This window comes from uncultured Jatrophihabitans sp., from assembly GCF_964246335.1.
In the GTDB taxonomy this organism is placed as follows: Bacteria; Actinomycetota; Actinomycetes; order Mycobacteriales; family Jatrophihabitantaceae; genus Jatrophihabitans.
The window spans coordinates 1-24,337 of the sequence record NZ_CAXTQF010000033.1 but is presented as its reverse complement, the minus strand read 5'-3'; the positions used below and the strand labels follow the sequence as shown (position 1 = coordinate 24,337).

24 protein-coding genes and 1 tRNA gene are annotated in these 24,337 nt (G+C 68.9%); 8 read left to right on the top strand and 17 right to left on the bottom strand.

The window, feature by feature from the left end; genetic code table 11:
• Position 1 precedes the first annotated feature (1 nt).
• The gene (locus ACFFCN_RS11040; protein ID WP_375491548.1) at positions 2 to 889 is read right to left on the bottom strand and encodes a helix-turn-helix domain-containing protein; all 888 of its coding nucleotides are present in this window, start codon (positions 887 to 889) and stop codon (positions 2 to 4) included.
• 103 nt (positions 890 to 992) lie between these two features.
• Between ACFFCN_RS11040 and ACFFCN_RS11035 the strand changes: the two genes are divergently transcribed.
• Complete coding sequence (locus tag ACFFCN_RS11035) at positions 993 to 1,376, top strand: hypothetical protein (protein ID WP_375491547.1); 384 nt, start codon at positions 993 to 995, stop codon at positions 1,374 to 1,376.
• Between the two features lie 45 nt (positions 1,377 to 1,421).
• On the opposite strand, the gene ACFFCN_RS11030 is transcribed toward ACFFCN_RS11035, so the two are convergent.
• Positions 1,422 to 1,503: transfer RNA gene (locus tag ACFFCN_RS11030), tRNA-Tyr, on the bottom strand.
• A 127-nt stretch (positions 1,504 to 1,630) separates the two neighbouring features.
• Between ACFFCN_RS11030 and ACFFCN_RS11025 the strand changes: the two genes are divergently transcribed.
• Positions 1,631 to 2,122, top strand: a complete 492-nt coding sequence (locus ACFFCN_RS11025; RefSeq protein WP_375491545.1) for a YajQ family cyclic di-GMP-binding protein — start codon at positions 1,631 to 1,633, stop codon at positions 2,120 to 2,122.
• Between the two features lie 102 nt (positions 2,123 to 2,224).
• Here ACFFCN_RS11025 and ACFFCN_RS11020 read toward each other — a convergent pair whose 3' ends face one another.
• Positions 2,225 to 3,316: a DUF559 domain-containing protein gene (locus tag ACFFCN_RS11020; protein ID WP_375491544.1), complete on the bottom strand. Its 1,092-nt coding sequence runs from the start codon at positions 3,314 to 3,316 to the stop codon at positions 2,225 to 2,227.
• Between the two features lie 145 nt (positions 3,317 to 3,461).
• Complete coding sequence (htpX, locus tag ACFFCN_RS11015) at positions 3,462 to 4,328, bottom strand: zinc metalloprotease HtpX (RefSeq protein ID WP_375491542.1); 867 nt, start codon at positions 4,326 to 4,328, stop codon at positions 3,462 to 3,464.
• Positions 4,329 to 4,384: 56 nt separating this feature from the next.
• Between htpX and ACFFCN_RS11010 the strand changes: the two genes are divergently transcribed.
• The gene (locus ACFFCN_RS11010) at positions 4,385 to 4,873 is read left to right on the top strand and encodes a beta-class carbonic anhydrase (RefSeq protein ID WP_375491541.1); all 489 of its coding nucleotides are present in this window, start codon (positions 4,385 to 4,387) and stop codon (positions 4,871 to 4,873) included.
• A gap of 175 nt (positions 4,874 to 5,048) precedes the next feature.
• Here ACFFCN_RS11010 and ACFFCN_RS11005 read toward each other — a convergent pair whose 3' ends face one another.
• Entirely contained in the window at positions 5,049 to 5,471 is a 423-nt protein-coding gene (locus tag ACFFCN_RS11005; protein ID WP_375491539.1) for a DUF6924 domain-containing protein, read from the bottom strand.
• A 190-nt stretch (positions 5,472 to 5,661) separates the two neighbouring features.
• Complete coding sequence (locus tag ACFFCN_RS11000) at positions 5,662 to 6,090, bottom strand: hypothetical protein (protein ID WP_375491537.1); 429 nt, start codon at positions 6,088 to 6,090, stop codon at positions 5,662 to 5,664.
• 172 nt (positions 6,091 to 6,262) lie between these two features.
• Between ACFFCN_RS11000 and ACFFCN_RS10995 the strand changes: the two genes are divergently transcribed.
• The 4 genes from ACFFCN_RS10995 to rarD all read left to right on the top strand — a co-directional run bounded on the left by ACFFCN_RS10995 (position 6,263) and on the right by rarD (position 11,031).
• Complete coding sequence (locus ACFFCN_RS10995; protein WP_375491535.1) at positions 6,263 to 8,275, top strand: 2-oxoacid:acceptor oxidoreductase subunit alpha; 2,013 nt, start codon at positions 6,263 to 6,265, stop codon at positions 8,273 to 8,275.
• Positions 8,272 to 9,306, top strand: a complete 1,035-nt coding sequence (locus ACFFCN_RS10990; RefSeq protein ID WP_375491534.1) for a 2-oxoacid:ferredoxin oxidoreductase subunit beta — start codon at positions 8,272 to 8,274, stop codon at positions 9,304 to 9,306. Before ACFFCN_RS10995 ends, ACFFCN_RS10990 begins: the two co-directional genes overlap by 4 nt.
• Before the next feature lie 243 nt (positions 9,307 to 9,549).
• On the top strand, positions 9,550 to 10,083 hold the full coding sequence (locus ACFFCN_RS10985; protein WP_375491532.1) for a hypothetical protein: 534 nt from the start codon (positions 9,550 to 9,552) through the stop codon (positions 10,081 to 10,083).
• A 9-nt stretch (positions 10,084 to 10,092) separates the two neighbouring features.
• Entirely contained in the window at positions 10,093 to 11,031 is a 939-nt protein-coding gene (gene rarD, locus ACFFCN_RS10980) for an EamA family transporter RarD (protein ID WP_375491530.1), read from the top strand.
• Positions 11,032 to 11,243: 212 nt separating this feature from the next.
• Here the strand turns inward: rarD and ACFFCN_RS10975 are convergent, their stop codons facing one another.
• A complete protein-coding gene (locus tag ACFFCN_RS10975; protein ID WP_375491529.1) occupies positions 11,244 to 11,636 on the bottom strand; it encodes a hypothetical protein in 393 nt (130 codons plus the stop codon).
• Between the two features lie 189 nt (positions 11,637 to 11,825).
• Here ACFFCN_RS10975 and ACFFCN_RS10970 point away from each other — a divergent pair, with 189 nt between their 5' ends.
• On the top strand, positions 11,826 to 13,106 hold the full coding sequence (locus ACFFCN_RS10970; RefSeq protein ID WP_375491527.1) for a DUF222 domain-containing protein: 1,281 nt from the start codon (positions 11,826 to 11,828) through the stop codon (positions 13,104 to 13,106).
• A 193-nt stretch (positions 13,107 to 13,299) separates the two neighbouring features.
• Here ACFFCN_RS10970 and ACFFCN_RS10965 read toward each other — a convergent pair whose 3' ends face one another.
• From ACFFCN_RS10965 to ACFFCN_RS10920, 10 genes are all read right to left on the bottom strand, one after another.
• On the bottom strand, positions 13,300 to 13,983 hold the full coding sequence (locus tag ACFFCN_RS10965; RefSeq protein ID WP_375491525.1) for a hypothetical protein: 684 nt from the start codon (positions 13,981 to 13,983) through the stop codon (positions 13,300 to 13,302).
• Positions 13,984 to 14,006: 23 nt separating this feature from the next.
• Positions 14,007 to 15,002, bottom strand: a complete 996-nt coding sequence (locus ACFFCN_RS10960) for a polyprenyl synthetase family protein (protein WP_375491523.1) — start codon at positions 15,000 to 15,002, stop codon at positions 14,007 to 14,009.
• 22 nt (positions 15,003 to 15,024) lie between these two features.
• On the bottom strand, positions 15,025 to 16,602 hold the full coding sequence (gene nuoN / locus ACFFCN_RS10955; RefSeq protein WP_375491521.1) for an NADH-quinone oxidoreductase subunit NuoN: 1,578 nt from the start codon (positions 16,600 to 16,602) through the stop codon (positions 15,025 to 15,027).
• A 58-nt stretch (positions 16,603 to 16,660) separates the two neighbouring features.
• Positions 16,661 to 18,235, bottom strand: coding sequence for an NADH-quinone oxidoreductase subunit M (locus ACFFCN_RS10950; RefSeq protein ID WP_375491519.1), 1,575 nt, complete (start codon positions 18,233 to 18,235; stop codon positions 16,661 to 16,663).
• Positions 18,232 to 20,139, bottom strand: a complete 1,908-nt coding sequence (gene nuoL, locus ACFFCN_RS10945; protein ID WP_375491517.1) for an NADH-quinone oxidoreductase subunit L — start codon at positions 20,137 to 20,139, stop codon at positions 18,232 to 18,234. The genes ACFFCN_RS10950 and nuoL overlap by 4 nt, the downstream gene beginning before the upstream one ends.
• 6 nt (positions 20,140 to 20,145) lie before the next feature.
• Entirely contained in the window at positions 20,146 to 20,445 is a 300-nt protein-coding gene (gene nuoK, locus ACFFCN_RS10940) for an NADH-quinone oxidoreductase subunit NuoK (RefSeq protein WP_375491515.1), read from the bottom strand.
• On the bottom strand, positions 20,442 to 21,248 hold the full coding sequence (locus ACFFCN_RS10935; RefSeq protein WP_375491513.1) for an NADH-quinone oxidoreductase subunit J: 807 nt from the start codon (positions 21,246 to 21,248) through the stop codon (positions 20,442 to 20,444). Before ACFFCN_RS10935 ends, nuoK begins: the two co-directional genes overlap by 4 nt.
• Positions 21,245 to 21,796 carry an NADH-quinone oxidoreductase subunit NuoI gene (nuoI, locus tag ACFFCN_RS10930; RefSeq protein ID WP_375491571.1) on the bottom strand — a complete coding sequence of 184 codons (552 nt, stop codon included), beginning with the start codon at positions 21,794 to 21,796 and terminating at the stop codon, positions 21,245 to 21,247. The genes ACFFCN_RS10935 and nuoI overlap by 4 nt, the downstream gene beginning before the upstream one ends.
• A gap of 172 nt (positions 21,797 to 21,968) precedes the next feature.
• A complete protein-coding gene (gene nuoH / locus ACFFCN_RS10925; RefSeq protein WP_375491511.1) occupies positions 21,969 to 23,300 on the bottom strand; it encodes an NADH-quinone oxidoreductase subunit NuoH in 1,332 nt (443 codons plus the stop codon).
• A 91-nt stretch (positions 23,301 to 23,391) separates the two neighbouring features.
• The coding region (locus ACFFCN_RS10920; protein ID WP_375491509.1) for a molybdopterin-dependent oxidoreductase at positions 23,392 to 24,337 on the bottom strand (946 nt) is incomplete at its 5' end.

Genomic DNA, 24,337 nt, shown 5'->3' with positions numbered 1-24,337 from the left:
GTCACCACTCCCACCCGATGCCGTATTCGCCGGGTGCGACGCCCTGCATGGTCAGGTGCGCCGAGCCGAACGTGTCGACGGTGAGCGGCCGCAGTACCCGGCGCCGGTGCGCCGGCCCGGTGAACTGCCACAACTTGCGTGGTGGTCGGCATTCGAAGTCGACCTGCAGCACCCACATCTGCAGCGCCCGCCGGAACCCGTGCGTCGCATCGGTCGTCAGGCGCGGCGCCTCGGTGTCCGCCTCGACCGACCCGGGGTAGGCGTCGGAGAAGTCCCAGCCGTACCCGAAGACGTGCGTCTCGTCCTTGTCCAGGACGCAACCCATGTCGAGCTCGAACGCGACGAGGTCGAGCTTGGGCAGCCACAGCGGTTCGCCGGCCGTGCAGTTGTGCAGACCGTCGAGCTTGATGCGCGCGAGGTCCTGGTCGGAGTTCTCCCGTCCCCACATCACCAGCCGGCGGTCGAGCCCGTCGTTGAGCGCCCGCATCGCCACCAGGCTGTGGTTGAGCCGCGACCGCCGGTCGGGGCCGACAGTGTGACGCTCGACGACCGACACGTCCTCGTAGTCGTCGTGCGGCTCGATCTCGTTGTCGGCGAGTACCTGCTCGACGTCGTGCCCGGCGTCGATGAGGGCGGTGAAGGTCTGTGCCTCCTGCACCTTGCTCCACGCGGAGATGAAGTCGTCGGTTTCGCCGGGGCTGAGGTCCAGCGCCTTCGCGAGCGCGAGCAACGAATGCTGGTGCGGGTGCCGGATCGACCCGGACTCCAGGCCGCGCACGGTGCGCACGCTGAGGTTGGACCGGCTCGCGAGCTGCTCCTGGGTGATACCGGAGACGCGGCGCGCGTGCTTGAGGGCAGCACCGCCGAGCGGGCGCACCGGTCCGGACATACGCAGACTTTATCCCGGAGATCACCAACCGTCGCGATTAGTGATTGCGAGCGCCGGGGTACCGGCACAGAAGAGGACCCCCGACCCCTCGCCTAGGAGCGTCATGCAGCCCGTCCCCATGCCGCAGATCCTCGATCCCGAGCGGCTGCAGATGCCCGAGCGGGACGACATGCGCATCGAGGACCACCGCGCCCAAACCGCCAGCGTGCGTCATGAGCTGACGCGCACCTGCGAGTACGCCCAGGCGCTGTGGCACACCCTCGAGGCCGTCCGCCAGTACCTGGTCGATTCGCTGCCGTCCGAGCCGGACGCCGAGGGCGGGGTCAGCAAACCGTCGACCTCGCCCACCGGGAAGGACGACGAGGACGGCTGGACGGTCTGGGAACAGATGTACGGCGCGGTGACGTCGTCGCTCGCCGGGGCGACCGGCGATTCGGGCTACGGCGCCGAGGAGGCCAGGGTCATCGCGCAGCACCGACGGGTCTGAACGGCCCGCGGTCAGAACGCGCGTCCTGACCGCGTCCCTCGTCGGTGGCGGGTGTTGGGTTCGAACCAACGTAGGCTGAGCCGGCGGTTTTACAGACCGCTCCCTTTGACCACTCGGGCAACCCGCCGTGCATCGCGATGTTGCCGCGACGGCTGGCAACTGTACCGGAGCACCGTGCCGCACATCGCGGCATGGGTGCCCTGCGCGACGACTAGCCTCGGACGCGTTCTCGCCCCGACCGGAAGGTGACCGCCATGGCCGACTCGTCCTTCGACATCGTCAGCAAGGTCGACCACCAAGAGGTCGACAACGCGCTGAACCAGGCCGCGAAGGAACTCGCGCAGCGCTTCGACTTCCGCGGCGTGAACGCATCGGTCGAGTGGTCGGGCGAGCTCGGCGTCACGATCAAGGCCGACACCGAGGAGCGGGCGAAGGCCGCACTCGACGTGTTCCGCGAGAAGCTCGTCAAGCGGTCGATCTCGATGAAGGCGTTCGACGCCGGCGATCCGCGCGCCTCGGGCAAGACCTACGTCATCAACGGCACGCTGCGCCAGGGCATCGACTCCGACCAAGCCCGCAAGATCGCCAAGCTGATCCGCGACGAGGGGCCGAAGGGCATCCAGGCGTCCATCCAGGGCGACCAGCTGCGCGTGACCGGTAAGAAGAAGGATCAGCTGCAGGAGGTGCAGTCGCTGCTGCGCGGCGCCGACCTCGACGTCCCCCTGCAGTTCACCAACTACCGCTGACCCCCGGTTTCGCTGCCTGGCCCCTTCTTGCATGCCGAGATGACCAGATTCAGGCGCGAAAAATGGTCATCTGGAGCCAGGAGAGACGCGCAGTAGTGCCGGTCAGCTGCGCAGTGCGCGCGCGACGCGGGCGCACACGTCCACCGGGCGGCGGATCACGTCCGACCACATGACGCGGACGACGACGAAGCCGGCGCGCTCGAGCGCCTCCTGCCGCCGCTTCTCCTCGACCAGTGCCATCGGGTCCGTGACGTACTTCAGCTCGCCGTCCGCCTCGAGGACCACCCGCCGCGCGCGGTACAGCAGGTCGACGCGGAACCGGCCCCGGTCGGTGTCGATCCACTGCTGCAGGTCAGGCACCGGCAGGCCGCCGTCCACGAGGCACAGCCGCACCAGCGACTCGAGCGGCGACTCAGCCCGGCCGTCCGTGAGCTCGAGCACCCGCTCGGCGAAACGCACGCCCGGCCGGTAGCGCGCATGCTGCCGTGCCGTCGCCAGCTGCCCGTGCGTGACGAGGCCGTCGTGAAGCGCTGCGTCCGCGCACACCAGCCCGGCGGCGACGCCGGCGTTGCGCGCTACGTCGACAACTGTGCGCGCCGCGGTGGTCACCGGGACGCCGAACCATTCGGTGAGCTCCTCGGGGCGCCGGCCGACACAGCGCACGATGACGTCGTCGCGCGCCGCGACATTCCCCGGCTCGTAACCGCTCAGCGTCGGCCGATCGGGCGCGCCGAAGGTGGGCAGCCCGTGCATGGCGGCCGCGGACTCGTGACTGACCAGGGCCGTCCGGCGCGCTAGCGCGCATGCGGCCGCGCGTACCTGGATGGAGCTGCCGCAGGGGCGCACCTCGTGTGCGGACGGCGGCGCCGCGGTGTCGCCCCTCGGCGCCGGCGGCAGCGGGGAGAGCACGCCGTAGCGCGGCGCCGTCCAGCCCGCCCGTCGAACGAGCCGACGCAGGACCGCCTCGCTCACGCCGCAGCGTCGGGCCTGATCGCGGCGGAGCGCGAAGCCCTGTCGGCAGGCGAGGTCGACCGCTGCCCCCAGCTCCGTACCCTCGGCGCACTCGCGCAGTTCGCGCTCCACCGCGACCCACTGAGCCTGCCGCTCCTGCGCCGGGCCCACTCGCGTCGGACCGGGTCGGCCGACGCCGAGTTCGTGGTCGAAGTACCGCTCGGGACGGACGTCGACGACCACGGCTCAGACGCTAGGCGCCTGCTGTCCGCACCGTCCGGCGCCTGTGGACAACCCCGTTCGAGCGCAACTCCCGGTTCCGGATGACCAAATTCGGGCCCTTGAAATGGTCAGTTCGGCATGCAAGAAGCGAAGACCCCCCGGGGGGTCAGTGGCGGAAGCGGGGGTCCGACTGGGCCATGTGCTCCAGCCGGGCGATCCGCTCGTCCATCGGCGGGTGCGTCGAGAACAGGTTGCGCACGCCGCCGGCGAACGGGTTGGCGATCATCAGCGCGCTGGTGGTCTGCAGCCGCGGCGTCTTGACCAGCGAGACGGCCTGGGTGCCGGCCTCCAGTTTGCGCAGCGCGGACGCGAGCGCCAGCGGGTCGGCCGACAGCTGCGCGCCCGAGGCGTCGGCCTGGTACTCGCGCGACCTGCTGATGGACAGCTGCACCAGCGACGCCGCGACGGGACCCAGGATCAGCAGCAGCAGCTCGCCGAAGATGTTGCCGTCGCGGTCGTCGTTGCTGCCGCCGAAGAAGAACGCGAACTGCGCGAGCATCGTGATGCCGGACGCCAGGCACGCCGCTACGGACGAGATGAGGATGTCGCGGTTGTAGACGTGCGAGAGCTCGTGGCCGAGCACCGCGCGCAGCTCCCGCTCGTTCAACAGCAGCAGGATGCCCTCGGTGGCGCAGACGGCGGCGTGCCGCGGGTTGCGCCCGGTGGCGAAGGCGTTCGGCGCCTGCGTCGGAGACACGTAGAGCCGCGGCATCGGCTGGCGGGCCGATGTCGCGAGCTCGCGCACGATGCGGTACATCGCCGGCTGCTCGATCTCGGTGACCGGCCGCGCGCCCATCGAGCGCAGCGCGATCTTGTCGGAGTTGAAGTAGCTGAAGGCGTTGATCGCGACGGCCAGAACCAGGCCGATCACGAGGCCCTGACGGCCGCCGATCACCCCACCGACGACAACGAACAGGACGCCGAGCACACCGAACAGGACGGCTGTCTTGAACCCGTTGCGAAACGACTGCATGCTCACACAACGCCCAGCACACCTGGTCGCGTTCCCGTCTGGTTGACTCGGGACCCGTGTCCGCGATCGACGACGTCGTCCAGGCCAATGCCCGCTACGCGCACGGCTTCCGCGGTCCGAAGACCGGCGAGCCCGGCCGGCGGCTCGCCGTCCTGACCTGCATGGACGCGCGGCTGGATCCGCTGGCGGCGTTCGGCCTGCACCTCGGCGACGCGCACATTCTGCGCAACGCCGGCGGTTTGCCCACCGATGACGCGCTGCGTTCGCTCGCGATCAGCCAGCGCGCCCTGAACACCACCGAGATCGCCGTCGTCCACCACACCCGATGCGGCATGGCGGACTTCGACGACGATCGGTTCCGCGCCGACCTGGCACAGGAATCGGGTGAGACACCGTCGTGGCGGGTTCCCGGCTTCAGTGACGTCGAGGCCGACACGCGGCGCAGCGTCGAGGTGCTGCGCAACTGCCCGTGGCTGCCGCACCGCAACGCCGTGCGCGGTTTCGTCTACGACGTGGACGCCGGCACGCTCACCGAGGTCGAGTGAGCACAGGTCGAGCAAGCCGCAGACCGCGACGCAATCCGCGGCGATGGGCTCTCATGTCTTCCGCGACCGCCTCCACCCGCGCGCACATCGGGTGAGCATCGTCCGTTGTGCCCCGAAGGGAACCTGACCTCCGCGCGCAGCTGTCCGCGACGACCGCCGGCACGGCAGCTTGTGTTCAGAAACGCGTGAAGACCCCATCCGCACCTACTGCAGATACGAAATCAAGCCAATCCATGTTTCCGGTGTTCAGATTGTTCTCGACACTAGCGACCGCGCTAGGAACGCACCGAAAGGGCCGCTGACCTGCACGATCGGGGCCTAGAGACGCGACGAGGATGGGTCGACTCGGAGTCCTGATTGTCTCGGCGTCCACTATGAAGACGACCGCACTTCCATTCGGGTCGTCGGGTACCGCGTCGCGAACGATCTCCCAGTGTGCGCCATCGAACGCGGCCATACCCACGCCTGTCAGCTGAGCCGAATAACCGTCCACGTCCGGCGCACGAGCCGCAAGGAACACTTCGTCCCAGGATTGCTCATCGGTGAAGTCAGTACGAACGAGGAGGGCATACCTGCTGCGTGGGAGCTGCCTAGCCAAAACCCCGTCCTAACCCTCGGCTCTAACTAGTCGCAGAACTAAGACGGACCCTGGCGCATGTCTGCGCAGTACGTGCCGCACACACGACGTTCCGCTCCCGGGGCGGCTCTGGGCTTAGACGGCGCTCAGAAGAGCGGTACGCGCTGGAAGCGCCGACCGACGTGGCTCGCGCACGCGGACATGATCAGTATCAGGCAGCGACGCTCTGCCAGCGGAACGACGACATCAGCGCGTCGATCCGGCGGCTAAGTTCATCCTCGGACGACACGGAGTCCTCCAGCACGAACTCGGCAAGTAGTGCGAGGTTCTGCGGCCCGTCGATCATGGTCGGCGCGGGCATGACGTAACGCCGGGTGCCCGGCTCGGCGTCCGTGTCCAGCAGTTCGAGCGCCTCGGCGCCCGGCGCCACCTGACGCGTGTCCAGGGGTTCGTCGTCGTCGAGCAGTCCGACGGTCAGGGCGCCCGTGGCCTCGCGGATGTCGTCGTCGATCACCATCGTCGACAACACCGCCACGGTGGGGACGTCATCGAGATCGGACGCCAGGCCGGCTTCCTCGGCACTGACCACCATCCAGTCGCGGCAATCCATCATGAACGCGGGCAGTACCAGATCCGACATGACGTCCTCTCGAGCTCTGCTGGGGTGTGCTGCTGGCTCGTCGTTCTCAACGAGATACCCGTGACGGGCGGTGCGATCACGGACCAGACTCCGCGGACGGAACGGGCATATCGGCCCAATTCGGCCCATTCGTGAGGCAGGACACCTCGGCGAGATGGCACGGAAACGTAGGATGGAGAGGTTGCGCCCGGCCGAACTCGGCGCGCGCACCGATGCGACGCCGCGATCGCCACTGGACGCCCTGGAGGCGCTGAACCGCATGACCAAGAGCGTGCAGAAGCTCGATCGAGTCGTGATCCGCATCGCCGGTGACTCCGGCGACGGCATGCAGCTCACCGGTGACAGGTTCACCCAGGAAACCGCGGTCTTCGGCAACGACCTGGCGACGTTCCCGAACTTCCCGGCCGAGATCCGCGCACCGCAGGGCACGCTGGCCGGCGTCTCGAGCTTCCAGTTGCACTTCGCCGACCACGACATCCTCACCGCCGGCGACCGACCCGACGTGCTGGTGGCGATGAACCCGGCCGCGCTCAAGGCCAACCTCGGCGACCTGCCCAAGGGCGCCACGCTGATCGTCGACACGCATGACTTCACCACGCGCGCGCTGGCACGGGTCGGGTGGTCGAGCAACCCGATCGAGGACGGCCGCCTCGACGAGTACAACGTCCACGCCGTGGACCTCACGCAGCTGACGCTGGACGCGCTCGAAGGCACGACGCTCTCGCGCAAGGACGCCGGCCGCAGCAAGAACATGTTCGCGCTCGGGCTGCTCAGCTGGATGTACTCGCGGCCGACCGAGGGCACGATCAACTTCGTCCGGCAGAAGTTCGCGAACAAGCCGGACATCGCCGAAGCCAACGTCACCGCGTTTCAGGCGGGTTGGAATTTCGGCGAGACCACCGAGGCCTTCGGCGTCGCCTACGAGGTCGCGCCCGCCGCCACACCGGCCGGCGTCTACCGCAACATCAGCGGCAACCTGGCCCTGGCCTACGGGTTGATCGCCGCCTCGCAGCGTTCCGGGCTGCCGTTGTTCCTCGGCGCGTACCCGATCACGCCGGCCAGCGACATCCTGCACGAGCTGTCCAAGCACAAGCGGTTCGGCGTCCGCACCTTCCAGGCCGAGGACGAGATCGCCGGCATCGGCGCGGCGCTCGGCGCAAGCTTCGGCGGCTCGCTCGCCGTCACCACCAGCTCCGGCCCCGGCATCGCGCTGAAGGGCGAGACGATCGGCCTGGCGGTCAGCCTCGAGCTACCCATGGTCATCTGCGACATCCAGCGCGGCGGCCCGTCCACCGGCCTGCCGACGAAGACCGAGCAGTCCGACCTGCTGCAGGCGATGTTCGGCCGCAACGGCGAGGCGCCGGTGCCGGTGATCGCGCCGCAGTCGCCGGCGGACTGCTTCGCCGCCGCGCTCGAGGCCGCGCGGATCGCGCTGACCTACCGCACGCCGGTGTTCCTGCTCTCCGACGGCTACCTCGCGAACGGCTCCGAGCCGTGGCAGGTACCCGACGTCGACGAGCTGCCCGACCTGTCCGTCGAGTTCGCCACCGAGCCGAACGGTGTGGGTGACGAACAGGGCGTCTATCTGCCCTATCTGCGCGACCCGGAGACGCTCGCCCGGCCGTGGGCGGTGCCGGGCACCGCCGGTCTCGAGCACCGCATCGGCGGCATCGAGAAGGCCGACCGCACCGGCAACATCAGCTACGACCCGGACAACCACGACTTCATGACCCGCACCCGGCAGGCCAAGGTCGACGGCATCGCCCGCAGCCTCGCCCCGCTCGAGGTCGACGACCCGGCGCCATCGGGCGGCTCCGCCGGGGCAGGCGAGGCACGAGTGCTGGTGCTCGGTTGGGGCTCGACGTACGGCCCGATCGGCGCAGCGTGCCGGCAGGTGCGTGCCGGCGGTGCGTCGATCGCACAGGCCCACCTGCGGCACTTGAACCCGTTCCCGGACGACCTCGGCGCGTTGCTCGCGCGCTACGACAAGGTCGTCATCCCCGAGATGAACCTCGGCCAGCTCGCGACGCTGATCCGCGCGAAGTACCTCGTCGACGCCGTCAGCGTGACGCAGGTGCGCGGGCTGCCGTTCGCCGCGGACGAGCTCGCCGAGATGCTGCTCGGCGTCGTGCACGGCGCCGCCGACGCCGCCGACCTCCCTGCCAGTGGAGATGATCACGAATGACCGAGCTGACGCTCAAGCCGAAGGACTTCAAGACCGACCAGGAGGTCCGCTGGTGCCCGGGCTGCGGCGACTACGCGATCCTCGCCGCGGTGCAGGGCTTCATGCCCGAGCTGGGCGTGCCTCGGGAGAACATCGTGTTCGTCTCCGGCATCGGTTGCTCGTCGCGCTTCCCGTACTACATGAACACGTTCGGGATGCATTCGATCCACGGGCGCGCGCCGGCGATCGCCACCGGCCTGTCGACCTCACGCCAGGACCTGTCCGTATGGGTCGTCACCGGTGACGGCGACGCGCTGTCCATCGGCGGCAACCACCTGATCCATGCGCTGCGGCGCAACGTCAACCTCAAGATCCTGCTGTTCAACAACCGGATCTACGGGTTGACGAAGGGCCAGTACTCGCCGACGTCCGAACTCGGCAAGGTCACCAAGTCGACGCCGATGGGTTCGCTCGACCACCCGTTCAACCCGGTGTCGATCGCGCTGGGCGCCGAAGCGACCTTCGTCGCCCGCACGCTCGACTCCGACCGCAAGCACCTGCAGTCCGTGCTGCGCGCGGCGGCCGAGCACCCCGGCACCGCGCTGGTGGAGATCTACCAGAACTGCAACATCTTCAACGACGGCGCGTTCGACGTGCTCAAGGATTCCGAGACGCGCGACGACTGGACCATCCGCATGGAGCACGGTCAGCCGCTGCGCTTCGGTGCGCCGGGCGCGAACGGCGTCGGATCGCGTGCGGTCGTGCGCAGCGAATTCGGTGAGTTGTCCATCGCCGACGACGTCGCCGACGACGACCCGCGCGTGGTCGTGCACGACGCGCACGCGTCGAACCCGGCGTACGCGTTCGCGCTCTCGCGGCTGCAGTCCGTCGATTCCCGGTACGCGCCGATGGGCGTGTTCCGCGACGTCGCGCGGCCGGTGTACGACCAGCTGATGGCCGAACAGCTCGACACTGCCGCCGCGGCCAAGCCGGTGGACGACGACGCACTGCAGACGTTGCTCAAGGGCGCCGACACGTGGACCGTCGACTGACGGTCGAAGTCGCGCCGTATGTCTGCTTGATCCCCTGGTCGTCAAGCCCGGCAGCCGCAAGTGGACGAAGTGGTTCTCCTGGGCCGGCCTGAAGGGCATCTGCGCTCGGACCTACGAGTCCGAGGACTGACCACGAGGGCGGACTTGCCGACGGAAATCTCGGTTGGTCAAGTCCCGCCGGTGTTGCTTGCGACACCCGCCATCGGGGTTTGACCCGACGGGGGCCCGGGGAGGCTCCCCTTGATGGTTCTTGCACCGAACACGCGACTCATCAAGATCGCGTTGGCCGCGTTGGTCGGCGCTGTTGGGGTACTGGCCGGCGTGGTTGCCATTGCGGCCCCGGCCGGAGCCGGTGCCCGCACCGGCGCACAGGGGCTCACCTACCAGCGCAGCATCCGTTCCGTCGGGGGCAACCGGATGCAGCTCGCCGTTGCGGGCTACGCGTACAACCGAAACAGCATGCCGTTGCAGGACGTCAAGGCCGTCGTCTACGGGGAGCGGCAGCGCGGCGGTGCACGTCACCGGCTGTTCGCGTCGAGTCCGCACCCCGCCGACGGTAGGCACTTCGACGCGCGCAACGCCGGCCGGCGGATGACCAAGTACGAGCGCGCCTACACGTTCGCGTGGCGTAGTTCTGCGTTCGATGCAGCATCGGGTGGCCGGATGTACCGCTACCTGACGGTGTGCCTCTGGGCGCGCGATTCAGGCAGCCACGCCAGCTACACGAAGATCGACAAGTGCCGCCCTGTCGAACAAAGCGCTCGTACCAACTCGTAGATTCGACATGTGACCTCGACGCCGGCCCCGGACGACCGGGCCGAGGGGCGTCAGGGAGTTCTGCACGGGGCTGCCGCCTACGTCCTGTGGGGCGTGTTCCCGCTCTACTTCCCGCTGCTCGAGCCGGCCGGGACGCTCGAGATCCTGGGCATGCGCATGGCGTGGTCGCTGATCGCAATGCTCGTCGTGCTGCGCATGACCGGTGGCTTTCGCCGCACGCTCGCGGTCGTCCGCGATCGGCGCCGGTTCCGGCTGCTCGCGCTGGCCGCCGTGCTCGTGAGCGTCAACTGGGGCACGTACATCTACGGCGTCAACACCGGGCACGTCGTCGAGACCAGCCTCGGTTACTTCATCAATCCGCTGTTCACGATCCTGCTGGGCGTGCTGGTGCTGCGCGAGCGGCTGCGGCCGGCGCAGTGGCTGGCGGTGGCGATTGGCGCGGCCGCAGTGCTGGTCATCGCCGTCGACTACGGCCGGCCGCCGTGGATCGCCCTCATCCTCGCGTTCTCGTTCGGCATGTACGGCTTCAGCAAGAAGCGCGCCGCCGTCGGCGCGGTGGAGTCGCTGGCCGTCGAGACGGGCGTGCAGCTGCCGATCGCCGCCGTCCTCATAGCGATCGTCGCTGCGCAAGGCAATCTCGTGTTCGGCACGCGCTGGCCGACGTCGCTGCTGCTGGTCGGCACGGGGTTGGTGACGGTGATCCCGTTGCTGTTCTTCGCGGCGGCCACCCGACGTCTGCCGCTGACGATCCTGGGCCTGCTGCAGTACTTGGCACCGATCCTGCAGTTTGCCGTCGGCGTCGGCATCCGGCACGAGAAGCTGCCGACCGCCGAGCTCGTGGGCTTCTGCCTGGTGTGGCTCGCGTTGATCGTGCTGACGGTGGACAGCCTGCGTTCGCAGCGCCGCGCCCGTCAGCTGGCCAGAGCCGCGGAGGCCGTCTCGGTCTGAGGGCCGTCGGCACCGGCTTGCCCGTCGGTATGGCATCGCCGGGTCAGCGACCGGCGGATGATCGGGCCGGTAACTGAACGGAGATTCACCCACCGCTTTCCTCGGTGGGCCCCTGTCGAGGGCCGCATCGCCGCCGATTGTTGGCGTTCTCGACGCTCGCGTGGATGCAAGATCACCGGCGGACCCCGCCTACAGAACGTTTGAGCGCGAACTTAGCCAAGCTCGGTGAACACGATTCGCACGTGTTCGCTGTGCTGTTCTCGATCAACCAGGACCCGCAGCCGCCAAGTCCCCGCCCGCAACGCGCTCGGCGCCACCATCGACCACTCGGCATCACCTACACGGGCGACACCGGACGGCAACGACAGCGGTGCATCCCACACGCACGACCAGCCCTTACCCGACTCCGCGGGCCCGGCCCATAGCTCGACAACCACCGGCCCGTCCACCGCGTGCATCACCGGCACCAGCACGGCCTCGTCCGTGCCGACCAGCTGCTCGTAGTCAGGCCAGTCCGGCAGTGCGGCATGCAAGCCGGCGTCGTCGATGACGAACATCCCCCACGGCCACTCGCGCTCGCACCGGACCAACAGCTGACCTGACATGACGCACATCGTGCCGTGCCGCGGCACTGGATCAGTCACTCTGCCGCAGTCTTGCCCCGCTTTGTCCGGCTTGTTGGAGTCGCGCGTATCAACGACAAGCGTCGGGGCATCGACTGTGTGAAAACTGTCGGAGGGTCCGGCTAGCGTTTTGGGCATGGAGCAGACGACAGCCGACGCCGGGGTGGCGGGGTGGCGGGGTTGCGCGCGGGCGCGGATGCGCTGCTCTCGTGTGACCTCGAGGCGTTGTCGTCACTGGAGTTGACCGGGTTACTGGCCGAGGTGGAAGTGCAGCGGCGCCGGTTGGCGGCGGTGGATCAGCGGCTGGTCGGTGCGGTGCACAAGCGCGGTGTGGCCGGCGAGTACGCGCGTGGTTCGAGCGTCGACCTGCTGATCACGTTGTTGCGCGTGGCGCCGGGTGAGGCGAAGGCGCGGGTCGAACAGGCACTGGATATGGGCCCGCGCCACTCGTTGACCGGCGAACCGCTCGGGCCGGTGTTCCCGCTGGTCGCCGCCGCGCAGGCAGCCGGCGAGATCTCCGCCGCCCACGCCCGGGCCGTCACCACGAGCGTGTACGCAATCCCACCGGCGCTGGCGACGGAGGCGGCGCCGGTCGCCGAACAACTCTTGGTGAAGGCCAGCCGGCACTGCGAGCCCGGGCTGGTTGCGCGCACCGGCAGGGAGCTGTTGGCCCGGCTGAACCCGGACGGCGTCGAACCCGATGATCGCGAGGCCGAACGCCGGCGCGACGTCACGCTGCGCCGCCGCGCCGGCCGCAACCTGCTCACCGGAGAACTGACCGACGCCAACGCCGCGGCGTGGCAGGCGATCATCGACGCGCTGTCCGCATCGCAGGCCGCGCTCGACGGACAACGCGACGACCGCACCGCCGGCCAACGCCGCCACGACGCGCTGCTCGACGCCGGGCTACGGCTGCTGCACACCGGCACCCTGCCCGCTGCCGGCGGCACACCCGTCACCGTCACCGTCACCATGTCCGCCGCCCAGCTGACCGAGGCCACCGGATACGCGCGCACCGCGCACGGTGAGCTGATCTCCGCCGACCGGCTGCTCGACCTCGCCGCCGAAGCCGACATCATCCCCGTCGTCTGTAACGACGCCGGCGGCGTCCTCGCATACGGGCGCGCGATCCGCACCGCCACCTGCGCGCAACGCCGTGCCCTGACAGCCCGCGACGGCGGCTGCTGCTTCCCAGGCTGCACCCGCCCCGCATCTTGGTGCCAAGCGCACCACGTCATCGCGTGGCAGCACGGCGGAGCGACCGACCTGAACAACCTGTGTCTGCTCTGCCCGTACCACCATCGCGAGTTCGAACGCCGCGGCTGGACCGTCGAGATCCTCGACGGCATGCCGCAATGGATCCCACCACCCTGGCTAGACCCGGAACGAAGACCGGTTCGCAACACCGTCCATCACCTCGCCGACATCGACTTCGGGGTGGTCGCCGCCTGACTCTCGCGCGCCAACCGGCAACACGAGCGTGTCGGTGGCATGCCCACGAACTGCCCGCCCTACTGGAACGTGGGCGCTTAGCTCCCGGCGCGCACGGTTAGCTCCCGGCGCGCACGGTTAGCTCCGCCGCGCACGGTTAGCTCCGCCGCGCACGGTTAGCTCCGCCGCGCACGGTTAGCTCCGCCGCGCACGGTTAACTCCCGGCGCGCTCGAGCATCTCGGCGACGTCGATGATGCGCAGCTGCTGCATGTTCGGCTTGTCGAGTTCACGCCCGACGTGCTTCGCGACGAGGCGGCGCAGCTCGCCGTCCACGCCGGCGACGATCTGCAGCACCGACGAGCGCAGGCCGCCCGCCTTGACATCGACGTCCACATCATTCTTCGTCGGCGGCTCGACATCGATGACGACGCGTAGCGGCGCGGCGGCGCGGGCGGTGAGCACGAGGCGGATGGTGATGGTCGCGTCGAAGTGGTGCCTGTCGATGCCGATCTCGACGAGCATCGCCAGCTGTGCCGGGACGACGAGGTCGAAGGCGACCAGCTCGCCGTCACGCGGGCTCAGCGCGGGCTCGCCGACGGAGCCCTCGGCACGGACCTTGACCAAGCCGAGGCCGAGCGGGCCGATGGACAGCGGGCCGACGTCGATGGGCTGCCCCGCGATCTTCGCCACGGCGTTGCCGATACGCTGCTCGCTGACGGCGGCGCGGAAGAAGTTTTCGCCGAAATCGGCGTAGCTGATGAACGACTGGTCGGCGATCCGCGGTCCGTCGGATTCGGCACGGTCGGCCGTCGATGGAGCGGGTCGCGGGCGGGGACGCTCGCCAGAACGACTGCCGGCGTCCTTGCCATGGCCGGTGTCGGCGTCCGTGGCAGTCATGGCCCTCCCCCGATGTCCGGCGCTCAGCCGGTCCGCGCGATGACGATCTCGGTCAGTGCCTCGAGCGCAGCACGGGCCGGCACCTCGGGCAGGTCGGCCAGCGTCGCACGTGCTTCGTCGGCGTACGAGCGCAGCGTCGCACGTGCTTCGTCGATCGCGGCGGACCCACGCAGCAAACGCAATGCTTCGGCCAGCTCGGCGTCGTCGACGATCGGCTTCGCGACGAGCACGCCCAACCGCGCCGCGTCCGCCGACGGGGAACGCAGCGCGTACAACACCGGCAGCGTGGCAACGCCCTCGCGCAGGTCGGTGCCCGGCGTCTTACCGGACTCCGCGGACTCGGATGCGATGTCGAGGATGTCGTCGCTGATCTGGAACGCGACGCCGATCCGCTCACCAAACACGCGCAGGCTCTCGACGACCGGCTCGGCCACGCCGGCGAAGTGCGCGCCGAACTCCGCGGCGGTAGCGATCAACGAGCCGGTCTTGTCAGCCAGCACGCCGAGATAGTGCTGGATGGGGTCCTGCGTGGCGCCCGGACCGCGCGTCTCGCTGATCTGACCGATGACCAACCGTTCGAACGTGCGCGCCTGCAGGCGCACCGCCCACGGCCCGAGATCCGCGAGGATGTTCGACGCGCGGGAGAACAGGAAGTCGCCGGTGAGGATCGCGACCGTGTTGTCCCACCGCGCGTTGGCGGACGGGCTACCGCGACGCACGGCCGCCTCGTCCATCACGTCGTCGTGGTAGAGCGTCGCCAGATGAGTGATCTCGCAGACGACAGCCGCCGCGGCGATCTCCGGCCGCGACGAATCACCGAAGTGCGACGCGAGCACGGTGAGCATCGGCCGGAACCGCTTGCCGCCTGCGTCGATGAGGTAACTGGCCGCGCCGGCCACGAACTCGTCGTCCGAGCGCACCGAGCGGTGCAGCAGGTCCTCGACGGCGCCGAGCTCCGAGCGGACGGTCTGCTCGAGGACGGTGTCGTCGAAGGTGACGCCGAGCGCCGCGGGACTCACGGCGTCATCCTGCCGGACGGCCTCACCCGGTCAAGTGGGCGGCCTTGGCCGCGAGGTCCAGGATCGGCTGCGGGAAGACGCCCAGCACGATGGTGACGACGACGCCGAAGGTCAGCGCGACGGTCGTCGACCAGCCCGGGATGGCGATGGTCGGGCCGTCCTCCGGCGGATCGGCGAAGAACATCAGCACGACGATGCGCAGGTAGAAGAACGCCGCGATCGCCGACGCGACCAGCGCGATCACGACCAGCGGGCCGGCGACGTGGTACGCGGCACGGAAGATGTAGAACTTGCCGGTGAACCCGGACGTCAACGGGATGCCGGCCATCGACATCAGCAGCACCGTCATGGTGATCGCCACCGTCGGGCTCTTGCGCGCCAGCCCGGACCACTGCGACAGGTGCGTCGCCTCACCGTCGGCATCGCGCACCATCATCAGCAGGCCGAATGCTGCCAGCGTGGTGAAGCCGTAGGTGAGCAGGTAGAACAGCACGCTCGAGATGCCGGCCTTGGACAGCGCGACGACGCCGACGAGGATGAACCCGGCGTGCGCGATGGACGAGTACGCGATGATCCGCTTGACGTCGGTCTGCGTCAGGCCGAAGACGGCGCCGACGACCATGGACGCGATCGCCGCGCCCCAGACGACCGGCCGCCAGTCGTTTGCCGTCGAGCTGAAGCCGACGTACAGGACGCGCAGGATCGCGCCGAACGCGGCCACCTTGGTGCACGCCGCCATGAACGCCGTCACCGGCGTCGGCGCGCCCTGGTAGACGTCCGGCGTCCAGCTGTGGAACGGCGCGATGCCGGCCTTGAACAGCAGACCGACGATGACGAGCGCGAGTCCGACGTAGAGCAGCACGTCGGACTTGGTCGAGGTCTGTGATGCCTGCAGGACCGTCGGCAGGTCGACGGAGTCGGCGTAGCCGTAGATCAGCGTCAGCCCGTACAGGAAGAACGCGGAGGCGAACGCGCCGAGCAGGAAGTACTTGACCGCGGCCTCCTGCGACAGCAGGCGGCGCCGACGCGACATGCCCGCCATCAGGTACAGCGGCAGCGAGAGCACCTCGAGCGCGACGAACATCAGCAGCAGGTTGTTCGCGATCGGGAACACCAGCATGCCGCCGACGGCGAACATCATCAGGGGGAAGATCTCGGTCTGCACGCGGTCGGTGCGCGAGAGCCGCGCGTCCTCCGGCGAGCCGACGGTGACGGCGGACGCCGCCACGATGGGGCTGCCGACGTCGACGCTGCGCTCGGCCATCAGCAACGCGGCCATGATTGCGAGCACGAGCACGGTGCCCTGGATGAACAGGCCCGCCTTGTCGACCGCCAATGAGCCGGCGAACACGACGTCGGTGCCCTTCGGCGACGGCGTCGTGGTGGTGTGGTTGTGCAGCAGCGCGACCGCGATGACGGCGCCGACCAACCCGGCGAGCGCGAGCGTCACCTGCGCGGTGAACCGCTCCGCGCGCGGGACGACCGCCTCGACGAGCACGCCGAGCATCGCGGCGCCGAACACGATGAAGATCGGCAGCAGCACGCGGTACCCGACGGAGGGCGTGGTGATCGTGTGCGCGGCAAGCGCCAAGCCGCTCATTCATGGCCTCCGCGGAATCGTGGAGTGCTCTTGGCGGAGCGATTACGTGGAGCGTCGCTCACTTGCGTCCTCCTGCGACGGGGCCGTACTTCGGCGTCGGGTCGGTCTTGTGCACGTTGCTCAGGGTGTCCTTGACCGCCGGGTTGACGATGTCGAGCACCGGCTTCGGGTAGACGCCCAGGAACACGATCAGCGCGAGCAACGGCGCGACGGCCAGCACCTCGCGCGCGTTGACGTCGCGGAACTTGGCGACCTTCTCACTCATGACGCCCTGGAAGGTGCGTTGGTAGAGGTAGAGGACGTAGATCGCGGCCAGGATGATGCCGGTGGTCGCGATGATCGCGTAACCCTTGTACCGGCTGAACGCACCGACCAGAACCAGGAACTCGCTGACGAAGGTGCTCATGCCCGGCAGCGCGAGCGCCGACAGGCCGGTCAGCAGGAACAGCCCGGCGAGCACCGGCGTCACCTTGGCCGCGCCGCCGTAGTCGTCGACGTTGCGGCTCTTGCCACGTGCGATCAGCAGGCCGACCACGATGAACAGCGCACCGGTCGAAAAGCCGTGGTTGACCATGTAGAGCACGGCACCGCTGCCGCCCTGCGTGGTGAACACGAAGATGCCCAGGCCGATGAACCCGAAGTGCGCCACCGACGTGTACGCGACGAGACGCTTCATGTCGCGCTGGCCGATGGCCAGGAACGCCGCATAGAGGATGCCGATGACGGACAGCACGAGGATCGCCGGAGCGAAGAACTTCGACGCATCCGGGAAGATCGGCAGGCAGTACCGCAGGAAGCCGAACGTGCCGACCTTGTCCAGCACGCCGACGAGCAGCGCGGCACCACCCGCGGGCGCCTCGGCTCCCGCATCGGGCAGCCAGGTGTGGAACGGCACCAGCGGGGCCTTGATCGCGAAGGCGATGAAGAAGCCGAGGAACAACCACTTCTGGGTGGCGTCGTTCGGCAGCGGGTGTGCGATCAACGTGGTGATCGAGAACGTGTGGCTGTTGTTGCTGACGTACAGGCCGATGACCGCCGCCAGCATCAGCAGGCCGCCGAGCAGCGAGTAGAGGAAGAACTTCATCGCCGCGTACTGCCGGCGCGGCCCGCCGAAGCTGCCGATGATGAAGTACATCGGCACGAGCATGGCTTCGAAGAAGACGTAGAACAGGAACACGTCGGTGGCGGTGAACACGCCGACCATGAAGAACTCGAGCAGCAGCAACAACGCGAAGTAGTTCTTGACGCTGCGCTGGCGGCGCGCACCGGTGACGAGCTCCTCGGCGCCGGCCCGGCTGTCCAGCGAGTTCCAGGACGCGAGGATCACCGCAGGCACCAGCAGGACGGCCATCGCCACGAGCACCAGCGCGATGCCGTCGACACCGAACGCGATGTGCACGCCGAACGACTTGATCCAGGTGACGCTGAACTGCCACTGGAAGCGAGCGGCACCCCGGCCGGTGTCGAACCGGCAGAGCAGCACGACCGCGTAGACGACCTCGATCAGTGAGACGACGAGCGCGGTGATCTTCGCGAGCTGCGCCTGCGCCTCACGCAGCGCGAAGATGGCGAGCGAGCCGACGAGCGGGATGAGGACGAAGATCAGCAGCGTCGCATCGTGATGTGTGGTCACTGGAAACGCACCGCCAGGAGCACAGCGACCAGCGCGACGGTGCCGCCGAGCATTGACAACGCGTAGCTGCGCACGAAGCCCGTCTGGATGCGGCGCAACCGCGCGGACCCGCCGCCGAAGCCGGCACCGATGCCGCCGACGGCGCCGTCGACGCCGCGGTTGTCGAAGAAGACGAGCGCTCGGGTGAGCCACTGCCCCGGGCGCATGAGCACCTTCTCGTTGAACGCGTCGGCGTAGAGGTTGCGCCGTGCCAGCGTCGTGACCGGCGAGACGCCCTGCGGCTGGGCGACCGGCACGCTGCGGAACGCGGCGAAACCACCGGCGACGCCGAGCGCGACCACCACCAACGTGATGGCGGTCAGCACGACCTTGGACACGGTGTGCACGCCGGTCTCGACGCTCGGGCCGACCGACGGAGTGAGCCAGTGCTGCACCCCGCCGCCGAAGATGAGCAGGAAACCGCCGACCAGCGCCAGCAGGCCGAGCACGATCATCGGTGCGGTCATCGTCACCGGCGCTTCGTGCGGGTGGACGTCGTCCTCCCAGCGGCGCTTGCCGAAGAACGTCATGACCAATGCGCGGGTCATGTAGAACGCGGTGATGCCGGCGCCGAGCAGCGCGCAGATGCCCAGGATGTAGCCGGACGTGCCGCCGTGGTCGAAGGCCGCCTCGATGATCTTGTCCTTGGTCCAGAAGCCGGTGGCGAACGGGAAGCCGATGATCGCGAGGTATCCGCAGAGGAAGACCGCGAACGTGATCGGCATGACCCGCGCCAGCCCCCCGAAGCGGCGCATGTTGATGCGGTCGTTCATCGCGTGCATGACCGACCCGGCGGACAGGAACAGCGCAGCCTTGAAGAAGCCGTGGCCGAGCAGGTGGATGATGCCGATCGCGTACACGCCGGGGCCCAGCCCGACGGCGAGGAACATGTAGCCGATCTGGCTGACCGTCGAGTTGGCGAGCACCCGCTTCAGGTCATCCTGGCCGCAACCGGCGATGCACCCGTAAAGCAGGGTGATGACGCCGATGATGGTGACGACGGTGCGCGCGGCGCCGGAGGCGTCGAAGATCGCGTTGCTGCGCGCGATGAGGTAGACGCCGGCGGTGACCATCGTCGCCGCATGGATCAGCGCGGAGACCGGGGTCGGGCCTTCCATGGCGTCGGGCAGCCAGGTCTGCAGCGGGAACTGCCCGGACTTGCCGCATGCGCCGAGCAGCAGCATCAGCCCGATGGCCGCCGCGACGCCGGACGACGCGTTGCCGTGCGCGCCGAAGTGGTTGAACACGCCGGCGAACGACGTGCTGCCGAAGTTGACGAACATCAGCATGATCGCGATCGACAGGCCGACGTCGCCGACGCGGTTGGCGAAGAACGCTTTGTTGCCGGCCGTCGCGGCGACGGGCCGGTTGAAGTAGTAGGAGATCAGCAGGTAGGACGCGACGCCGACGCCCTCCCACCCGACATACATGAGGAGGTAGCTGTCGGACAGCACCAGCAGCAGCATGGCCGCGATGAAGAGGTTGAAGTAGCCGAAGAAGCGCCGGCGACCGGGATCGTGCGCCATGTAGCCGACGGCGTAGATGTGGATCAACGCGCCGACGCCGGTGATCAGCAGGATGAACACCAGCGAGAGCGGGTCGAGCAGCATGCCGGCGTCGACGTGGAAGCCGGCGACCGGCACCCAGCTGAACAAATGGCGGTCGACCTCGCGGTTCGTCTGGCCCTTGACCGAGAAGAACAGCACGACGGCGTAGACGAACAGGGCGACCGGCACCGCGGCGCCGAGCAGCGGCCCCCAGCGGTCGGCGCGGCGCCCGGCGATCAGCAGCACGGCGGCCGAGATCGCGGGTATCGCCACGAGCAGCCACACGCCCGTTTGGGCGCCGGTTGCGGCAATCAACATCGGCTCCTAGTACTTCAGCAGGTTCGCGTCGTCGACGGACGCAGATCGGCGGGTGCGGAAGATGGCCATGATGATGGCAAGGCCGACGACGACCTCGGCAGCGGCCACCACCATGACGAAGAACGCCATGACCTGACCCTCGAGGTCGCCGTTGATGCGCGAGAACGTGACGAGCGACAGGTTCACCGCATTGAGCATCAGCTCCACGGACATGAACACGACGATCGCGTTGCGGCGCACGAGCACCCCTACGGCGCCGATGGTGAACAGCGCGGCGCTGAGCACCAGATAGTAGGTGGGAGTCACTGACGCACCTCGCTGTCGTGGTAGTCGGCGGGGTCGAGCGCGCGCTGGTTGACGTTGGTGTTGAACTCGAAGTCCTCGTCGCCGACCATGACCGACTCGGGCGCGATGGTGCCGTCGGGCAACAGCGCCGGCGTACCGATCGAGTTGCCGGTCGACAGCACGCCGGGGCCGGGCAGCGGTTGCGGCCGGCCGGAGCGGATGCGCTCGCGGGCCATCGACTTCTGCGACTGCTTGGGGCCGTCCCGCTCGATGTGCGCGAGCACCATGGCGCCGACGGCCGCGACGATCAGCAGCGCGGACGTCAGCTCGAACGCGAACAGGTACTTGGTGAACAGCAGCTGGGCGACGGACTGCACGTTTCCGCCGTTGGCGTTCGGCGAATCCAGGTTCTTCGGCTTGACGCCGGTGAACGCGCGACCGACCGAGAGCGCGACGAGCAGCGCGAAACCGAGCCCGGCGAGCGCGGCGGCCCATCGCTGGCCGCGCAGGGACTCGACGATCGAGTCCGAGGAGTCACGGCCGATCAGCATCAGCACGAACAGGAAGAGGATCATGATCGCGCCGGTGTAGACGATGATCTGCACCAGGCCGAGGAACGGCCCCTGCTGGATCACGTAGAACGCGCCCAGGCTCATCATCGTCGCCACCAGCGAGAGCGCGGAGTGCACCGCGTTGCGGAACAGCACCATGCCGATCGCACCGGCCAGCGACACGGGCCCGAGGATCCAGAACGCGATCGCCTCGCCGAGCGGCACCTGACCGTTGTGCAGCGGCGCCCCCGCCGCCAGGATCAGTGCGCTCACCCGCGCGCTCCGTGCCGGCCGACCTCGATCGCGTGGCCGGTGATCGGGCGGCCCGCGACGTTGGCGGTGCTCTGCGGTGCGCCCTGCTGCAGTGGCTCCTGCGTCTCGACGGCGTAGTAGTCCTTCTCGTCGTCGCCGAGGCGCATCGGGTGCGGCGGTGCCTCCATGCCGGGCAGTAGCGGAGCCATCAGCTGCTCCTTGGTGTAGATGAGCTGCTGCCGGTCGTCGAGCGCGAGCTCGTACTCGTTGCTCATGGTGAGCGAGCGGGTCGGGCACGCCTCGATGCACAATCCGCAGAAGATGCAGCGCAGGTAGTTGATCTGATAGATCGCGCCGTAGCGCTCTCCCGGCGAGTAACGCTCCTCGGGGGTGTTGTCGCCGCCCTCGACGTAGATCGCGTCGGCTGGGCACGCCCAGGCGCACAGCTCGCAGCCGACGCACTTCTCCAGGCCGTCCGGGTGCCGGTTGAGCACGTGCCGGCCGTGGTAGCGGGGCTTGGTGCCGTAGTAGTCGAACGGGTACTGCTGCGTGTAGACCTTCTTGAACATCGTCGTGAAGGTCAGTCCGAAGCCCTTGGCGAAGCCGGCGGCGGTCCCCGCCGGCTCGACCGAACCGGTGTGCTGCGGCGCCTGCGCCGGCTCCACGCCACCGCCAGGTCGGCGGTCGACACTTCCGCTGTCGCGGCGGTCGACACTTCCGCTGTCGCGGCGGTCAGGTACGTCAGTCATCGATATCTTCCTTCGGACGGCCACCGGCGAGCGAACCCGCTGGCCGCACATTCGCGTTCGCGAGTTCGCGCGGGGACTTCGGCACCACCAGGTTCAGCGGCGGGGTGGGGAACGTCTGCGGCAGCTGAGCCTCGTCGTCCTCCTCGTCGAGGCGATCGGCCTCGCGTCTGGCGCGTGCGCCCTCCCAGATCATGACGCCCGGGATGACGACGAGCAGCAGCACGACGCCGAGCGGGAGCACGGTAGCTTCCCAGGCCGGCCAGTTGCGGTCGCGGAACACGTGGATCGCGGTGACGGCGAGGATCCACACCAGGTTGATCGGGATGAGGATCTTCCAGCCCAGCTGCATGAACTGGTCGTAGCGCAACCGGGGCAGCGTGCCGCGCAGCCAGACGAACACGAAGATGATGGCGACGATTTTGGCGGTGAACCAGAGGATCGGCCACCAGCCGTGGTTGGCGCCGTGCCACAGCGAGATCGGCACCGGCGCACGCCAGCCGCCGAGGAACAGCGTCGTGGCGAGCGCGGAGACGGTGACCATGTTGATGTACTCGGCGAGGAAGAACATCGCGAACTTGAACGACGAGTACTCGGTGTGGAAGCCGCCGACCAGCTCGGACTCGGCTTCGGCGAGGTCGAACGGCGCGCGGTTGGTCTCACCGACGACCGAGATCGCGTAGATGAAGAACGACACGAACAGCGGGATGACGTGCCACAGGTGCCGCTGCGAGGCGACGATGCCCGACGTCGACATTGTGTCCGAGAACAGGAACACCGCGACCATCGACAGACCCATCGCGACCTCGTAGGAGATCATCTGCGCCGCGCTGCGCAGCCCTCCGAGCAGCGGGTACGTCGATCCGGACGCCCAGCCGGACAGCACCACGCCGTAGACACCCAGCGACGAGCACGCGAACACCACGAGCACGCCGACGGGCAGGTCGGTCAGCTGCAGCGGCGTGTGGTGGCCGAACAACGACACCGACGGACCGAACGGGATGACCGAGAACGCGAGGAACGCCGGCACCGCCGACAGGATGGGCGCCAGGAAATACACCGGCTTGTCCGCGAGGACGGGGATGATCTCTTCCTTGAAGGCGAGCTTCACGCCGTCGGCAAGGGACTGCAGAACGCCCCAGGGCCCCGTGCGGTTCGGGCCGATCCGGTTCTGCATGCGGCCGACGACCTTGCGCTCGAACACGATCGAGAACAGCGTCATCACGACGAGGAAGACAAAGACGCCAAGCACCTTGATCAGCGAGATCCAGAACGGCTGGTTACCGAACCCGGGAAGGTTCTGCGACGCAGCAAGCACAACGCTCATGCCGGGCACACCTCCCGCTCGGCCGACGCGGCGTCGGCGCTGCCCTCGAAAGCGTGCAGCGTTTCGTGCGGAGCGGTTTCGTCCGGAAGGCTCATGCTGTCTCCTCGCGATCGGCGCCGATCACCGGTGGCGCGGACGGGCGGGTGAGCTGCACGGTGGCGCCGGCGGTCGCACCGAGCGTGGCACCGATCGGGTAGCCGCGGGCGTTCGTCGGCAGCCACACGACGCGGTCCGGCATGGCGTCGATCGCCACCGGCACGACGAGCGAACCCGAGTCGGTGTTGACGGCGAGTTGCTCCCCCGCGGCGACGCCGAGCTCGGCGGCCGTGGCGGCGCTGATGTGCGCGAACACCGGCTTCGCGGTGCCGGCGAGATACTCGTCGCCGTCCTGCATCCGCCCGGCGTCGATCAACTCGTGCCAGGTCGCCAACACGGCCTCGCCCTCGGCGGGTGAGGTGACGGCCGCGCCGGCCACGGTGGGCGCGGGCGCCCGGTCGGCGACCGGCGCGAGTCGCAGCAACTCCGCGCGGGCCGCTTCCTCGGTGGGCAGCCGCAGGTCGACGTCCAGTTCCTCCGCGAGCGCGTTGAGCACGCGTCCGTCGGACATCGCACCCGTGCCCCGGATGACGAGCTCGAACGGCCGGCGGCGACCCTCCCAGGTCACGAACCGGCCCGACTTCTCGGCCACCGGCGCGACCGGCAGCACGACGTCGGCGTGCTCGGTGACGGCGCTGTGTCGCACCTCGAGGCTGACGACGAAACCGGCGTTGGCGAGCGCACGGGCGGCGAGCGCAGGATCAGCGGCGTCGGCGGGGTCGACCCCGGCCAGGGCCACTGCCGACAGCGCGCCGGAGGCGGCCCCCCCCCAGATCGCGCCGGCGTCGTGACCGGCAGCGGTGGGCACCGAGGCACCCCAGACCTGCTCGACCTCGGCGCGCTGTGCGGCGTCGGTGACGAGACGTCCGCCGGGCAGCAGCGTCGGCAGCGCGCCGGCGTCGACAGCACCGCGCTCGCCGGCGCGCGGCTCGCCTGGGTGC

Coding starts and splice junctions, on each gene's coding strand:
- ACFFCN_RS11040 (WP_375491548.1), bottom strand. CDS start 889: ATGTCCGGACCGGTGCGCCCGCTCGGCGGTGCTGCCCTCAAGCACGCG.
- ACFFCN_RS11035 (WP_375491547.1), top strand. CDS start 993: ATGCAGCCCGTCCCCATGCCGCAGATCCTCGATCCCGAGCGGCTGCAG.
- ACFFCN_RS11025 (WP_375491545.1), top strand. CDS start 1,631: ATGGCCGACTCGTCCTTCGACATCGTCAGCAAGGTCGACCACCAAGAG.
- htpX (WP_375491542.1), bottom strand. CDS start 4,328: ATGCAGTCGTTTCGCAACGGGTTCAAGACAGCCGTCCTGTTCGGTGTG.
- ACFFCN_RS11000 (WP_375491537.1), bottom strand. CDS start 6,090: ATGTCGGATCTGGTACTGCCCGCGTTCATGATGGATTGCCGCGACTGG.
- ACFFCN_RS10995 (WP_375491535.1), top strand. CDS start 6,263: ATGGAGAGGTTGCGCCCGGCCGAACTCGGCGCGCGCACCGATGCGACG.
- ACFFCN_RS10990 (WP_375491534.1), top strand. CDS start 8,272: ATGACCGAGCTGACGCTCAAGCCGAAGGACTTCAAGACCGACCAGGAG.
- ACFFCN_RS10985 (WP_375491532.1), top strand. CDS start 9,550: ATGGTTCTTGCACCGAACACGCGACTCATCAAGATCGCGTTGGCCGCG.
- ACFFCN_RS10975 (WP_375491529.1), bottom strand. CDS start 11,636: ATGTCAGGTCAGCTGTTGGTCCGGTGCGAGCGCGAGTGGCCGTGGGGG.
- ACFFCN_RS10965 (WP_375491525.1), bottom strand. CDS start 13,983: ATGACTGCCACGGACGCCGACACCGGCCATGGCAAGGACGCCGGCAGT.
- nuoN (WP_375491521.1), bottom strand. CDS start 16,602: ATGAGCGGCTTGGCGCTTGCCGCGCACACGATCACCACGCCCTCCGTC.
- nuoL (WP_375491517.1), bottom strand. CDS start 20,139: ATGTTGATTGCCGCAACCGGCGCCCAAACGGGCGTGTGGCTGCTCGTG.
- nuoI (WP_375491571.1), bottom strand. CDS start 21,796: ATGTTCAAGAAGGTCTACACGCAGCAGTACCCGTTCGACTACTACGGC.
- nuoH (WP_375491511.1), bottom strand. CDS start 23,300: ATGAGCGTTGTGCTTGCTGCGTCGCAGAACCTTCCCGGGTTCGGTAAC.